Source organism: Salinifilum ghardaiensis (assembly GCF_054491345.1).
Genome location: NZ_CM137101.1, coordinates 2,737,021 through 2,751,697, shown reverse-complemented (window position 1 = coordinate 2,751,697; position 14,677 = coordinate 2,737,021). Strand labels below are relative to the sequence as shown.

At 72.5% G+C, this 14,677-nt stretch carries 12 protein-coding genes and 1 riboswitch; of the genes, 3 read left to right on the top strand and 9 right to left on the bottom strand.

Going from position 1 to position 14,677, the window contains the following annotated elements; genetic code table 11:
• Position 1: 1 nt before the first annotated feature.
• Positions 2-238, bottom strand: coding sequence for a hypothetical protein (locus ACVGV0_RS12615; protein WP_459155861.1), 237 nt, complete (start codon positions 236-238; stop codon positions 2-4).
• 342 nt (positions 239-580) lie between these two features.
• Here ACVGV0_RS12615 and ACVGV0_RS12610 point away from each other — a divergent pair, with 342 nt between their 5' ends.
• Positions 581-1,792, top strand: a complete 1,212-nt coding sequence (locus ACVGV0_RS12610; protein ID WP_459155860.1) for an HD domain-containing protein — start codon at positions 581-583, stop codon at positions 1,790-1,792.
• 4 nt (positions 1,793-1,796) lie between these two features.
• On the opposite strand, the gene ACVGV0_RS12605 is transcribed toward ACVGV0_RS12610, so the two are convergent.
• The 7 genes from ACVGV0_RS12605 to ACVGV0_RS12575 form a co-directional block, all read right to left on the bottom strand.
• Positions 1,797-2,159 carry a DUF488 domain-containing protein gene (locus ACVGV0_RS12605; protein WP_459155859.1) on the bottom strand — a complete coding sequence of 121 codons (363 nt, stop codon included), beginning with the start codon at positions 2,157-2,159 and terminating at the stop codon, positions 1,797-1,799.
• A 109-nt stretch (positions 2,160-2,268) separates the two neighbouring features.
• Positions 2,269-2,565 (bottom strand): DUF2218 domain-containing protein, encoded by a 297-nt coding sequence (locus ACVGV0_RS12600; RefSeq protein WP_459155858.1) that lies wholly within the window; start codon positions 2,563-2,565, stop codon positions 2,269-2,271.
• A gap of 136 nt (positions 2,566-2,701) precedes the next feature.
• The gene (locus tag ACVGV0_RS12595; protein ID WP_459155857.1) at positions 2,702-3,691 is read right to left on the bottom strand and encodes an aldo/keto reductase; all 990 of its coding nucleotides are present in this window, start codon (positions 3,689-3,691) and stop codon (positions 2,702-2,704) included.
• Positions 3,692-3,754: 63 nt separating this feature from the next.
• On the bottom strand, positions 3,755-5,161 hold the full coding sequence (locus tag ACVGV0_RS12590; protein WP_459155856.1) for a pyridoxal phosphate-dependent decarboxylase family protein: 1,407 nt from the start codon (positions 5,159-5,161) through the stop codon (positions 3,755-3,757).
• 59 nt (positions 5,162-5,220) lie between these two features.
• Entirely contained in the window at positions 5,221-6,036 is an 816-nt protein-coding gene (locus ACVGV0_RS12585) for a PhzF family phenazine biosynthesis protein (RefSeq protein WP_459155855.1), read from the bottom strand.
• 82 nt (positions 6,037-6,118) lie between these two features.
• Positions 6,119-6,598 (bottom strand): NUDIX domain-containing protein, encoded by a 480-nt coding sequence (locus tag ACVGV0_RS12580; protein WP_459155854.1) that lies wholly within the window; start codon positions 6,596-6,598, stop codon positions 6,119-6,121.
• 126 nt (positions 6,599-6,724) lie between these two features.
• A complete protein-coding gene (locus tag ACVGV0_RS12575) occupies positions 6,725-9,109 on the bottom strand; it encodes an ATP-dependent Clp protease ATP-binding subunit (RefSeq protein ID WP_459155853.1) in 2,385 nt (794 codons plus the stop codon).
• An 880-nt stretch (positions 9,110-9,989) separates the two neighbouring features.
• Here ACVGV0_RS12575 and ACVGV0_RS12570 point away from each other — a divergent pair.
• A complete protein-coding gene (locus ACVGV0_RS12570; protein ID WP_459155852.1) occupies positions 9,990-10,961 on the top strand; it encodes a mechanosensitive ion channel family protein in 972 nt (323 codons plus the stop codon).
• 216 nt (positions 10,962-11,177) lie between these two features.
• Here ACVGV0_RS12570 and metE read toward each other — a convergent pair whose 3' ends face one another.
• The gene (metE, locus tag ACVGV0_RS12565; protein WP_459155851.1) at positions 11,178-13,469 is read right to left on the bottom strand and encodes a 5-methyltetrahydropteroyltriglutamate--homocysteine S-methyltransferase; all 2,292 of its coding nucleotides are present in this window, start codon (positions 13,467-13,469) and stop codon (positions 11,178-11,180) included.
• Between the two features lie 152 nt (positions 13,470-13,621).
• Positions 13,622-13,871, bottom strand: a riboswitch (cobalamin riboswitch).
• Positions 13,872-14,201: 330 nt separating this feature from the next.
• Here metE and ACVGV0_RS12560 point away from each other — a divergent pair.
• Entirely contained in the window at positions 14,202-14,618 is a 417-nt protein-coding gene (locus tag ACVGV0_RS12560; protein WP_459155850.1) for a CBS domain-containing protein, read from the top strand.
• Positions 14,619-14,677 lie beyond the last annotated feature (59 nt).

Sequence of the window (14,677 nt, the reverse complement as noted above, 5' to 3'; positions counted from 1 at the left end):
GTCAGCTGCGCTGCCGGTCCTGCTGCTTCTGCGCGGCCTCGCGGGCGCGGCGCTGCTCCTCCCGGTAGCCGTAGGCGGCCTGCCGCACCGCGCGGTCGGACCCCAGGCTCGACCCCAGCGCTCCGGCCACCGCGCCCATCGTGGTGAACCCCCGCGCCAGGGTGACGTAGGTGCCGGGGCGGTGGGTGCTGCAGGCTGCTGCCCAGCACCGGGACGGGGACGAGGAACCACGCCGCACCGACGTTGACGAGGAACAGGCCGGCGTACAGGCAACCGACGCCGATGCTGAGCGTGACCAGCGCCGCCCCGGTGTACAGCGCCGCGAGGCGGCCGAACCCGGTGTTGCGGCGGCGCCCGGTCGGACTCGCCCGCGCTGGCCGGGGCGGAGAACACCTCGGTCGTTCAACACCACCAGCCCCCACAGCTGCGACAATCCTTCGTGGAAACGGAGTCGTCAGTACTGTCCCCGCGGCGGGCAACGCACGCGCGCGGCGGGCCGCTCGCGCACGCGCCCGGCACGCGCGGAGCGGGAACGACCGCTGCCGGGACGACGACCGCGCTGAGCGGGGGTGCCACAGCCGTGAGCACACCGAGCGGAGGAGACGGGACACCGCTGGAGGCGTGTTCCGGCAGGCAGGTGGACGGTTCCTGGATCGGCGTGCGCCGCGGGGTGCCGCTGTACCTCCCGCCCGAGGCCAACGAGCAGGCCGACGCGCTGCTGCGGCAGGCCGCGCAGTGCGAACCCGACCTGACCGCGCTCATGCGCGCCGTCGAGCGCCGCGTGCGCAACCGCTGCCCGCAGGCGCGCCTCCTCGGTCCCGACGAGGGCACGCACCGCAAGACCGAGCTGTCGCTGAAGACCAAGCTCGTCATCAAAACGCGGGAGGAACCGCGGCCGGGGTCCTGGCCGATCGACCGCATCCGCGACGCGGTGCGCTACGCCTTCGTCCTGCCCGACGCGGACTACGCCGCCGTCGCGCGCTGGATCCGCGACGACCTCGCCGACTGCTTCACCGGCATCAAGTGGAAGAACGCCTGGACCTCGCACGGCTACCGCGGCATCAACTCCTCGTGGCGCGAAGCCGCGAGCGGCCAGAAGTTCGAAGTCCAGTTCCACACCCCGGCCAGCCACCGCGCGGAGGAGGACTCGCACGATCTCCACGTGGCCGAACGGCTCGACCGGATCGCCTCCGAGCCGGACCGCACCGTGCCGCACCGGCTGGCCGCGATCTACCGCGCCGTACCCGAGCCTCCCGGAGCGCGGCGGCTGCACTGCCCCACCGCACCCGACCGCGGCCGCCGCCGGCGGTGGGCACGCGCCCCGAGCACCTCCGAGGTGGAACGGCTGGCCCGGCGCCGCCACGGGGGGCAGACCGACAAGGCCGGGCGCCCCTACGCCGAGCACCTGGCCGCCGTGGCCGGCGGTGTCCAGGCGCACGGCGGGAGCGCGGAGCAGGTCGCCGCCGCCTGGCTGCACGACGCCGTCGAGGACGACGTGATGTGCTTCGCCGAACTGGACCGCCTCGGCCTCGCACCGGAGACCGCGGCCATCGTGCGGGCGGTGACGAAGCGCTGCGGGGAGGAGTTGGCGGACTACGCGCGCCGCGTCGCCGGGACACCGGGCGCGCTGCTGGTCAAGCGGCAGGACATCGCGCACAACGCCGATCCCTCCCGACTGTCCTCCCTCGCCCCCGACCAGCACCGCCGGCTGGCCGACCGCTACCGCGCCATGGAGCGGTTGCTCGCCGAACTGGCCGGCGAGGACCAGCGGGGGGACGGGTGCGGTGCGTGACCGCTCAGCGGTGCACCAGCTCGGCCAGTACCCGCGCGGCGCTGATGTCCGGATCCCGCGTCGCCGTCAGCAGGGTCAGCGTCCCGTCCCGCGCCAGCTCGCGCAGGTGCTCCAGCCCGGAGCGCTGCTCGGGAGCGTCGAGCTCCTGCTCGTAGCGCCTGCGGAACTCATCGAAGCGCTCGGGGTCGTGGCCGTACCACTTGCGCAGGTCGGTGGACGGAGCCACGTCGCGGCGCCACTCGTCGAGCGCGGCGCTGTCCTTGCTCAGCCCGCGCGGCCACACGCGGTCGACGAGCACCCGGGTGCCGTCGTCCTCGCGCAACTCCTCGTAGATCCGGCGCACCTGCACCTGGGGTTTCCCCGCCATGGTCGCGCCCTCCGCGTCGTACCGTCGCGCTCCGCTGCCTCGGCTCCCTACCCCCGGCCCGCGGAGCCGAAACGTCCCGCGGCCGCAGGGATGCGCCGGCGGAGCGCGGTCAGCAGCTCCACGCGACGGTGAGCCCCTCGCGCTCGCCGAAGCGCTCCAGGTGGCGGCCGATCACGTCCTGCACGCGGGAGAGGTCCTCCGCGCTGTCGCCCGCCGCGTCGAGGAACAGCACTTCCGCCCGGCAGGTCAGCAGGCACGACCCGGCGCCGCCGTCAGCGGGCAGCGTGATGCGGACGCCGCCGTCGGCCTCGTCGGAGATCGTGCAGCGCCGTCCCAGGTGGGAGGCGAGCTGCTTGCGGTAGCGCTCCGGGCGCTCCGTGCGGATCTGCGCATGCGCCTGCGGCATCGGGCGGCTCCTCCGTGGTGGAAGGAGGGCGCCGGAACCGCGCTCCGCCCCCGGCGCCCCGATTCGGTCGACTCCCGCCCAGCCTACGGCCACCGGCGTCCGGGGCGCACGTGGCGCGCACCGGGCCGAGGAGGTGTCAGCGCTCACTGTCCAGCAGCCGCATGCCGTCCGCGTCGTAGCGGTCCCCGGCGACCTGGTCCGGCGGGACGGCGCGGGTGATCGCGGAGAGCTCCTCGGCGGTCAGCTCCACGTCCAGCGCCCCGAGGGCCTCGTCGAGGCGGTCGCGGCGCCGCGCACCCACCAGCGGCACGATGTCCGTGCCCTGCGCCACCGCCCAGGAGATCGCCAGCTGCGCCACGCTGACCCCCCGGGAGGAGGCGATCTCGCGGAGCCGGTCGACCAGCCCCAGGTTCTGCTCCAGGTTCGCACCGGCGAACCGGGGGAAGTGCCCGCGCGGATCCCGCTCGGAGTCCTGCTTGCCCCACCGGCCGGACAGCAGTCCGCGCGAGAGCACGCCGTAGGCGGTGATGCCGATGCCCAGCTCCCGGCAGGTCGGCAGGATCTCCGGTTCGATGCCGCGGGAGATCACCGAGTACTCGATCTGCAGGTCCGCCACGGGGCGGACCGCGGCCGCGCGCCGCAGCGTCCGCGCGCCCACTTCGGACAGCCCGATGTGGCGCACGTGGCCGGCGTCGACCATCTCGCCGATCGCGCCGACGGTGTCCTCGATCGGCACCTGCGGATCCAGCCGGGCGGGGCGGTATATGTCGACGTGGTCGGTGCCGAGCCGCTGCAACGTCTGCGCCAGGGAGTTCTTCACCGCCTCGGGGCGGCCGTCGAAGCCGATGAGCGCGCCGGCCGGATCGCGCATCGCGCCGAACTTGACGCTGATCTGCACCTCGTCCCGGTCACCGGACCGCAGGGCATCGCGCAGCAGCAGCTCGTTGTGCCCGCTGCCGTAGAAATCACCGGTGTCGAGCAGGCTCACCCCCGCGTCGATCGCCGCGTGCACGGTCGCGATGCTCTCCGCGCGGTCCGCGGGGCCGTAGAAGTCGGACATGCCCATCAGGCCGAGACCGAGCGCGGACACCTGGGGTCCCGTGGCGCCGAGAGTGCGCTGTCGCATGCATCCACCTTCCGCGTTCGCACCGCGCTTCGAGGTAGTTCCCGCATCGGCCCGGCGGTGCGTTCACACCGAGCCGTCCGCCACGGTAGCGCTCGCCTCGCGGATGATCGCGACCGCTTCGTCCACGTGTTCGCGGTGGCTGCGGAACGACAGCACGCACAGCCGCAGCGTCACCCGCCCGTCCAGCACGGTGCTGGAGCAGAACACCCGGCGGCTGCCGTTGATCCGCTCCAGCAGCGCCCGCGTCGCGGCGTCCCCGGCGCGGCTGCGGAAGACCACCGTGGACAGTTCCGGCGCCTCCGGGACCTCCAGCTCGTCGTCCTCGGACAGCGCGCGGTGGGCTCGCGCGGCCAGGTCGAGCTTCTCGTCGAGCGCGGCGCGGAAAGCCGCCACCCCGTGCAGCTGCAGCGGCAGCCACACCCGCAGCCCGCGGGTCTCCCGCGTCAGCTCGGTTCCCCGCGCTGCGTAGTCCGGCAGCCCGCCGTCGCCGACGTCCTGCAGGTAGTCCTCGGCGTCGTCCTCGCTGTGCGCGGCGGTGAGCGCGCGCGCCTCGCGCACCAGCAGCGCGCCGCACCCGTACGGCAGGAACAGGCTCTTGTGCGGGTCGAGCGAGACGGAATCCGCCCGTTCGATCCCGCTCATGCGGTCGCGTCCCCGCTCGGTGAGCTGGAAGAACCCGCCGTAGCAGGCGTCGACGTGCCACCACAGGCCCTCCCGGGAGGCCAGCGCGGCCAGCTCGGGCAGCGGGTCGATGCTGCCCGAGTTCGTGGTCCCGGCGCTGGCGACGAGCAGGAACGGCACGTGCCCGGCCGCGCGGTCGGCGGCGATCATCTGCGCGGCGGCGTCCGGATCGAGGCGGCGGCCGTCGGACGTGGGCACCAGCCGCAGGCTCGTGGACGGGAAGCCGGCGACGCGGGCGGCCTTGCGGACGCAGTGGTGCGCCTGCTCGGACAGGTAGATGCGGCCGCGGCGGAAGTCCGCCTCGCCGAACCGGCTCTCGCGCGCGGCCAGCACCATCGACAGCACGGCCTGCGACCCGCCGGTGGTCAGCAGCCCGCCCGCCTGCTCCGGCAGCGCGAACAGCGCCGCCATCCACCGCAGCACCGAGTCCTCCAGCGCGACCAGGCCGGGGGCGAGCTCGGAGAAGCCGGTGTAGCGGTTGAAGGTGCGGCCGAGGAGCTCGCCCACCGCCGAGCTCGCCAGGCCGCCGCCGGGGATGTAGCCGAAGTAGCGCGGTCCGGCGGTGTCCACTCCCGAAGCGGCGGCGTCGCGCACGAGCGGCAGCAGTTCGCCGAACTCCCGCGGTTGCTCGGGAGGGGCGGTGCCCAGCGCCGCCAGCACCGCCGGATCGGCCTCCTGCGCGGCCGGAGCGGAATCCAGCTCGGTGAGGAAGTCCTCCAGCGTCTCCGCGGTCTTGCCGAGCATCTCGGCCATCGCGGGAGCTTCCAGATCCGCGCTCCGGTTCCGCATCACGCGTCCTCCCCGTCGCGTTCGTTCCTGCGTTCGACATCCTCGGGCAGGAAGCGGTGTCAGCACAACAAGCGGCCCTCGGCCACGGCGACCGCCGCGCCGCCCAGGTCCACCCGGCCCGCGCCGGAGAGCTGCACCAGCAGCTCGCCACCGCGCGGCGAGCACTGCAGCGCGCGCAGCGAGTCGCCGCCCAGGCGTTGCGCCCAGAACGGCCCGAGCACGGTGTGCGCGCTGCCGGTGACCGGATCCTCGCCGATCCCGGCTGCCGGCGCGAACATGCGGGAGGCGAACGCGTGCTCCTGCCCCGGGTCGGCCGCGGCGGTGACGATCACGCCGCGCTCGGCGAACTCGGTCAGGCGGGGGACGTCCGGGGTGAGTTCCCGCACCGCCGCCTCGTCGTCGAGCAGCACGAGCAGGTCACCGGTATCGGCAGTGCCGGTCCACCGCATGGCGGCGCCGAGGACCTCGGCCAGTCCCGCGGGTGCTGCGCACCCGGCGGGCGGGTTGGCGGGGAAGTCCATCCACAGCAGCTGTTCCCGCTGCCGGACGGTGAGCACGCCGCTGTGCCGGGTGGAGAACCGCAGCTCGCCCCGGCGGCCGTCCGCGCCGGCTCCGCCGCCGGCGAGCACGTGCGCCGCGGCGAGCGTGGCGTGGCCGCACAGGGCGACTTCGGTGGTCGGCGTGAACCACCGCAGCTCGTAGTCGGCCCCGTCGCCGTCCAGCGGGCGGACGAAGGCGGTCTCGGAGAGGTTGAACTCCGCGGCGACCCGCTGCGCCCACGCATCGGTGTAGGGCTCCGCCGCGGCGACGACGGCGGCCGGGTTGCCCGCGCCGACGTGCTCGGTGAAGGCGTCGACGATGTGGTAACGCGTCATCGTTCCTCCTCATCGGTGGGAACTCCGGCGTTCACGCCGGGCGGGAGTCGATGCTCGCAACTTACCGGAGCCCGGGTCGCGATCACGAGTCGCCGCCCTGCCCGGCCAGCGCCTCCTGCAGCCGGTCGAGGAGCGCCGCCTGGGCGGTGTTGATCTTCTCCCGCGCCGTGTCCAGGTCGAACCACGCCGCCCGGTCGACCTCGGGGAACCGTTGCACCCGCCCGCTGCGGGGCGGCCACTCGAGTTCGAACTCGTTGCTGCGCAGCGCATCGACGTCGAACTCGCCCGAGCGCGCCCACACGTGGACCGCCTTGCCGCCGCGCTGGCGCACCGAACCGAGGTCGAGCAACCCGGTTCCGTCCAGCACCGCGCCGGTCTCCTCGGCGAACTCGCGCAGCGCCGCCTCCCGCGCCTGCTGTCCGGGCGCGTACTCGCCCTTCGGCACCGACCAGGCGTGCGCGTCGCGGTTGCGCCAGAGCGGGCCGCCCGGGTGCACCAGCAGCACGCGCGTGCCCGCCGCGCCCGTGGAGTAGAGCAGGATGCCCGCGGAGTACCGACCCATCCCGCCCAGGATGCCGCCGGGGTCTCCGCGGGAGCGAGCCGGCACCGGGCGGACATGCGAAGGTCCCCGTGCACGAGCACGGGGACCTTCGCTGCGCTGACCGCGGGTGAGCAGGGCTCATCGCGGTCACTCGGAGCGGGTGAGGTTCTCCGGCGGGGCGTCCGGGACGAGGGCGGGCTTGCTCTCGCCGCGGAAGGTGAAGGTGGCGTCCTCGTCGGAGCCTTCCCCGTCCCAGCCGTCCACGTCGATGACGACCATCTGGCCGGGGTCGATCTCGCCGAAGAGGATCTTCTCGGAGAGCTTGTCCTCGATCTCCCGCTGGATCGTGCGCCGCAGCGGCCGCGCACCCAGCACCGGATCGAACCCGCGGCGGCCCAGCAGGCTCTTGGCCTTGTCGGTCAGCTCCAGCGACATGTCCTTCGACTTGAGCGCCTTCTCCACCCGGCTGGTCAGCAGGTCCACCATCTGCACGATCTCGTCGCGCGTGAGCTGGTGGAACACGATCACGTCGTCGATGCGGTTGAGGAACTCCGGCCGGAAGTGCTTCTTCATCTCCTCGTTGACCTTGGACTTCATCCGCTCGTAGTCGGTCTCCTGCTCCGCCCCCGAGGAGAAGCCCAGGCCCACGGTCTTGGAGATGTCGCCGGTGCCCAGGTTCGAGGTGAAGATCAGCACCGTGTTCTTGAAGTCCACCGTGCGGCCCTGCCCGTCGGTGAGCCGCCCGTCCTCCAACACCTGCAGCAGCGTGTTGTAGATCTCCTGGTGCGCCTTCTCGATCTCGTCGAACAGCACCACCGAGAACGGCTTGCGCCGCACCTTCTCGGTGAGCTGACCGCCCTCCTCGTAGCCGACGTAGCCCGGGGGCGCGCCGAACAGCCGCGAGGCGGTGTAGCGGTCGTGGAACTCGCCCATGTCGATCTGCACCAGGGCGTCGTCATCGCCGAAGAGGAACTCCGCCAGCGCCTTGGACAGCTCGGTCTTGCCCACCCCGGAGGGGCCGGCGAAGATGAACGAGCCCGACGGGCGCTTGGGGTCCTTCAGCCCCGCGCGCGTGCGGCGGATCGCCTGCGACACGGCCTTGACCGCGTCCTCCTGGCCGATGACCCGCTTGTGCAGCTCGTCCTCCATCCGCAGCAGCCGGGAGGTCTCCTCCTCGGTCAACTTGAACACCGGGATGCCGGTCCAGTGGGCCAGCACCTCCGCGATCTGCTCCTCGTCGACCTCGGCGGCGGTGTCCAGGTCCTCGCCGCTGGTGGCGCGGTGGATCCGCAGCCGCGCACCGGCCTCGTCGATGAGGTCGATCGCCTTGTCCGGCAGGTACCGGTCGTTGATGTAGCGGTCGGCCAGGCTCGCGGCCGAGGCCAGCGCCCCGTCGGTGAACGACACGCGGTGGTGCGCCTCGTAGCGGTCGCGCAGCCCCTTGACGATCTCGACCGTGTCGGTGACCGAGGGCTCGGCGACCTGGATCGGCTGGAAGCGGCGCTCCAGGGCCGCGTCCTTCTCGATGTGCTTGCGGTACTCCTCGAGCGTGGTGGCGCCGATGACCTGCAGTTCACCGCGCGCGAGCACCGGCTTGAGGATGTTGGCCGCGTCGATCGCGCCCTCGGTGGCACCCGCGCCGACCATGGTGTGGATCTCGTCGATGAACAGGATGATGTCGCCGCGAGTGCGCACCTCCTTGATCACCTTCTTCAGGCGCTCCTCGAAGTCGCCGCGGTAGCGCGACCCGGCCACCAGCGAGCTCAGGTCGAGGGTGTAGAGGTGCTTGTTCCGCAGCGGTTCGGGAACGTCGTCCTTGGCGATCCGGTGGGCCAGGCCCTCCACGACGGCGGTCTTGCCGACGCCGGCCTCGCCGATGAGCACCGGGTTGTTCTTCGTGCGCCGCGAGAGCACCTGCATGATGCGCTCGATCTCGGTCTCCCGGCCGATGACCGGGTCGAGGCGGCCGTCCCGGGCCTGCTGGGTCATGTTCTGGCCGTACTGGTCCAGCGTCAGCGAGGCGGCGCGCTGGCCGCTCTCCCCGCCGGAGCCCACGCCCGCACCGGCCGCGGACTCCCCGGACTGCGACTCCGCGCCGTAGCCGGACACCAGCTGCAGCACCTGCTCGCGCACCCGGTTGAGGTCGGCGCCGAGCTTGACCAGCACCTGCGCGGCCACGCCCTCGCCCTCGCGGATCAGGCCGAGCAGGATGTGCTCGGTGCCGATGTAGTTGTGGCCGAGCTGCAACGCCTCCCGCAGCGACAGCTCGAGGACCTTCTTCGCCCGCGGGGTGAACGGGATGTGCCCGCTCGGTGCCTGCTGGCCCTGGCCGATGATCTCCTCGACCTGCTGGCGCACGCCCTCCTGCGCGATTCCCAGCGACTCCAGCGCCTTGGCGGCGACACCCTCACCCTCGTGGATCAAGCCCAGGAGGATGTGCTCGGTGCCGATGTAGTTGTGGTTGAGCGCCCGGGCCTCCTCCTGGGCCAGGACGACCACCCGCCTCGCGCGGTCGGTGAACCTTTCGAACATTCGCACTCCCTGACTGCTGCGCCGGCAGTCCGTATTGCTGGGGTCTTTCTCGGTCAACAACGGCGGCCGACCTGTCATTCCGGCCGACTCGCGGACGTAGCGGGTTGTTGGCGTTGCCGTCAGCCGATGGCCCACGGCGCTCCTGTCTTCGGCTGCGTACCCCCAGTATTGGCGTCAACACCGGCCGAAAAACACCGTCGCGCCCACTCGAATTCCCCGGGTTTCGTGTAGAGCGAACACAGGCGGCGGTTTTTCCCGCCGAATGTGGTGTGGCCTACACACCGCGGGCGGCTGCCGGCGCCTGCCGGTGCGCCGAGGACCCGGTGCGCCCAGGCCGCGCGCCGGCCGGGGACGACGTTCCGGATCGCCAACACCTCCTGTCCCGCTCGGGGTCGTCTCGGGCTCCAAGCATCTCAAGCTCCGGGGTCGTGGCGATCACCCGTGCGCCCCCGTGTCGGGTGCACCCCGGACGTGTCGAGCTGAACACGCTGCGAATGCAGAAGCCCGAATGGATTTCTCATCTCATCACTCGCACGAATGAAAATGCTCGGCGGGTGAGGGGTCCTCGTTCCCGCGGTGCGCGGCTGCCCGGGTGCTCCCCGCCGGATGCGCGCCCTCCGGCCGGCGCGCAACGCGTGGACCTCCGCTGCGCAGGGGCGACACTCCGGCGGGGATGCTGCGGCGAGGAGAGGTCTGCACTCTGACACAATACCCGAGCGGTGAGTTGCCCCCCTTCCAGCGGACACCGACGTCGTCCGCCTGGTCACTACCCGTGCAGAACTTCGCCGGATCGGTACCGCGGGACGGGCGCGGCGAGGCTTCCCGGCCGACCTGGGGGTGATCACGGATCCAATGTCTGTCATCGACACGGGAGCACACATTGTTCACGCCGAGTGCCCAACCGGATGAGCGCGCCGCGGCGCAAGCCGACGCGGTCACGAACTGGTTCAGCGACAACGCCGGCGCGCTGGTCAGCGGACTGATCAACATCGTCATCATCGTGGTGCTCGCGCTCGTGCTGCGCGCGGTCGCCGGCCGCGTGATCGACCAGGCCACCAAGCGGATGATCAGTTCGCAGGAGCGCCTGTCCGCGGCGAAGGCGAAGCTGAAGAACGGTCCGGTGGTGCAGAACGGGGGCGAGTCCTCCCGCGCGGAGCGGCAGCGCCAGCGGGCCGCCACGATGGCATCGGTGCTGCGCAGCGTCGCCTCGTTCCTCATCTTCGGCATCGCGTTCGTGACGATCCTCGGCCAGCTCGGCATCAGCATCGGACCGATCCTCGCCAGCGCCGGCGTGCTCGGCCTCGCGATCGGTTTCGGTGCGCAGAGCCTGGTGCAGGACTTCCTCGCCGGGATGTTCATGATGGTCGAGGACCAGTACGGCGTCGGCGACGTCATCGACGCCGGCGACGCCGTCGGCACCGTCGAAGCCGTCAGCCTGCGCGTGACCAAGATCCGCGACCTCAACGGCGGCCTCTGGTACGTGCGCAACGGCGAGATCCAGCGCGTGTGCAACATGAACCAGGACTGGGCCAACGCGGTCGTCGAGCTGCCGCTCGACTACTCCGTCGACACCGACTTCGCCAAGCAGGTCATCCAGGGCAGCATCGACACCTTCGCCGCCGACCCGGAAGTGCAGCCGAAGGTCCTGGAGCGCCCCGACATCAGCGGTGTCGTCGGCATCGGCAACGGAGCGGTGACCGTCCGCGTGCTCGTCAAGACCCAGCCGGGCCAGCAGTGGGAACTCGGCCGCCGGCTCCGCGCCCAGCTCAAGACCGACCTCGACCGCCACAACATCTCCATCGCGCAGCCGGTGCTGCCGGTCAGCGGTGCCGGTGCGGCCCAGCAGGGCTGACCCGTCCGAACACGCCCGTCCGAACACGCGCGGCGCCGCCCCGGCAGGACCGGGACGGCGCCGCGTTCGCGTGCGGCGGGCAGCACGGCTGCGGTCGGCCGCGGGCGGACGGCGAGCGGTGGGGGAGGCGCCCGCCCGCGACGCGCGGTCACCGCGACAGGACCGCCACCGCGGGGTCGACCGGAGCCGTCACCGCGGCAGGGCCGATAGGAGCCGTCACCGCGGCAGGGTCGAGCGGACCTTCGCCGCCGCGTCGGCCATGTTCCGCAGCGCGGCCTCGACCTCCTCGTAACCGCGGGTCTTCAGCCCGCAGTCCGGGTTGATCCAGAGGCGGTCGGCGGGAACGGCGCGCAGCGCCTCGTCGGCGAGCGCGGCGATCTCCGCGGTGTCCGGCACCCGCGGGGAGTGGATGTCGTACACGCCGGGACCGATGCCGCGGCCGTAGCCGACCGCGTTGAGATCGGTCAGCACCTCCATCCGCGACCGGGCCGCCTCGATGCTGGTGACGTCGGCGTCCAGGTCGACGATCGCGTTGATGACGTCGCCGAACTCCGAGTAGCACAGGTGCGTGTGGATCTGGGTGCCCGCGGCGACGCCCGACGTGGCCAGCCGGAAGGCGTGCACCGCCCAGTCCAGGTAGGCGGGCTGGTCGGCGGCCCGCAGCGGCAGCAGCTCGCGCAGGGCGGGTTCGTCGACCTGCACCACGCCGATGCCGGCCGCTTCGAGATCGGCGACCTCGTCGCGGATCGCCAGCGCCACCTGCCGTGCCGTGTCCGCCAGCGGCTGGTCGTCGCGGACGAACGACCAGGACAGCATCGTCACCGGCCCGGTGAGCATGCCCTTGACGGGCTTGTCCGTCTGCTGCTGGGCGAAGGTGCTCCACTCGACGGTGATCGGAGCCGGCCGCGAGACGTCGCCGAACAGGATCGGTGGACGCACGCAGCGGGACCCGTAGGACTGCACCCACCCGTGGCGGGTGCTGACGAAGCCCTCCATGTACTCGGAGAAGTACTGGACCATGTCGTTGCGCTCCGGCTCACCGTGCACCACGACGTCCAGCCCGAGCCGCTCCTGCAGCCGGATGACGCCGGTGATCTCGTCGCGCATCCGCTGCCGGTAGCTCTCCCGGTCGATGGTGCCCGCGGTCAGCGCGGCCCGCGCCTTGCGCACGTCACCGGTCTGCGGGAACGAACCGATCGTCGTGGTCGGCAGCGGCGGCAGCCGCAACGCCTCCTGCTGGGCCTGCCGACGCCGCGCGTACTCCTCCCGGCGGGCGTCACCGGGGCGCAGCGCGGCGACCCGGGCGCGCACGCGCTCGTCGTGCACCCGGGCGGCGTGCGCGCGGTCGTCCACGCGGGCCCGCGCAGCTGCCAGTTCCCCGGAGACGCTGTCGCGGCCCTCGTGCAGCGCCCGGTGCAGCGTGACGACCTCCTCGAGCTTCTGCTCGGCGAAGGCCAGCCACGAGCGCACCTGGGGGTCCAGCTCGGTCTCGGCTTCGACGTCGTAGGGCACGTGCAGCAGCGAGCACGAGGTCCCGACCGCCAGTTCGCCCGCGGATCCGCGCAGCCGCTCCGCGGTCGCCAGCGCCCGGTCGAGATCGGTGCGCCAGATGTTGCGCCCGTCGACCAGGCCCGCCACCACCGACTTGTCGCGCAAGCCGGTCAGTTTCGGAATCTCCTCCACTGTGGAGGGGCTGGAGACGAGATCGAGCGCGAGTCCCTCCACCGGGCTGTCGGCCAGGATCGGCAGCGCCTCGCCGAGATCGCCGAAGTACCCGGCCACGAGCAGTTTCGGTCGCTCTTGCAGCTGGCCGAGGCGGGCGTAGGCCGAGCGCAGGGCCTGCAGCTGCTCCGCGGTGCGATCCGCGGCGAAGGCGGGCTCGTCCAGCTGCACCCACGGCACGCCGGCCCGGTGCAGCTCGGCCAGCAGGTCGGCGTAGGCGCTGACGAGGTCATCCACTGTGTCCAGTGGAGCGAAGCCCTCCGGCGCGTCCTCGGCCGGCTTCGACAGCAGCAGGAACGTCACCGGCCCGACGAGCACCGGCCGGGTGCTCACGCCCTCGCCGACCGCCTCGCGGTACTGGTCCACCACGGTCGTGTCGGACAGCGCGAACCGCGTGTCCGGACCGATCTCCGGGACCAGGTAGTGGTAGTTCGTGTCGAACCACTTGGTCATCTCCAGCGGCGGCGTGGACTCCGCACCGCGCGCCATGGCGAAGTACGTGCCGAGCGGGTCCAGGCCCAGCTCGGTGTAGCGGCGCGGTACCGCGCCGAACGTCACCGCCGCATCGAGCACCTGGTCGTAGTACGAGAACGTGTTGCTCGGCACGGAGCGCAGCCCGGCATCGGCCAACGTGCGCCACGTGCCGGCGCGGATGTCCCGCGCGGTGCTGCGCAGGTCGGCCTCGCTGATGCGGGAGTTCCAGTACCGCTCCAGGGCACGTTTGAGTTCTCGGTTCGGACCGATCCGGGGGTAGCCCAGGACGGTCGATCCGATGGTGCTGGTCAACGCTTCTCCTCGGTTCGACGACACGGGGACGCCGAAGTCCGATGGGGGATGTGCCTGACCACCGGCACGTGCGGTGCGCGCAACTGCGGGCCGCACCGGTGCCGATCGCCCGCAGGGTCCTCCCTCGAGACCTCGGACACGCGCACGTCGCGGTGACGCGCGCACCGGTGGCAGGTCTTCGGACTCGCGGGCGTTCTCGGAGCTCGTCCGAGGTTCCTACGCGCCGTCGGCTTCCCAGGCGCTCGGCCCAGTGCCCACCCGACCCGTCGGTCGGGGACGGCGTTCGTTCCCGCACACCGCTGCGGGGCAGTCCCGGAATCGCACCGGGTTCCCTCTTGCCTCGTGCCGCCCTCCGCCGGGAAACCCGGCGCGGCCGCACGAACCACCAGCACGCATGAGACTACCCGCTCGGCGGCGTGTGACAAGACCGCCGCGGCCGCGCAGCGGTTCCCGGGCGGCGGGGGCGCCCCGGTTGCCGTGGAGTTCCGCGGCGGGACCGGCGCGGAGGAGATCCGCGCCACAGCGGTCGCACCCGCACCCGTGCGCGGGTGCTCGCCCCGCCGCGGTGACCACGGTGGACACCGCGGCGGCAATCGGCCGCGCCCCACCCGCGCGGGGCCGGGGAGAACGGGGGCGGGTGTGGCGCTCCGCCCGGCGGGGTAGGGGCAGGGCGTGCGGCGGCATCCCTCGGGCGGTGCCGCCGGGAGGCGGCGAAAGCTGAGAGGAGGAGCGATGACCACGGCTCGCGAGTTGATGACTCCGGGGACGCACTGCGTGCGCAGTGACCAACCGGTGCGCGAAGCGGCCCGGATGATGGCCGATCTCGGGGTGGGGTCGATGCCGATCTGCGGACCCGACGACAGGGTGAAGGGCGTGATCACCGATCGGGACGTGATCGTCAAGGTCGTCGGTCAGGGCCGCGATGCGAGCAGTTTCCCCGCCGGTGACCTCAACCAGGAGGAGGCGGTGACCATCGGCGCGGACGACTCGGCCGAGGAGGCGCTGGAGACGATGCGGCAGCACCGGGTGCGCCGGCTGCCGGTGATCGACGGCGACCGCCTCGTCGGGATGCTGGCGCTGGCCGACCTCGCGCGTTCGCTGCCGGAGCAGCGCAGCGGTGAGCTCATCGCGACGCTCACCGCGGAGTGACCCGGCAGCTCCGGAGCGCCCCGGTCGTCCCGGGGTTCCCGGCCGTCCCGGCGGCAGTC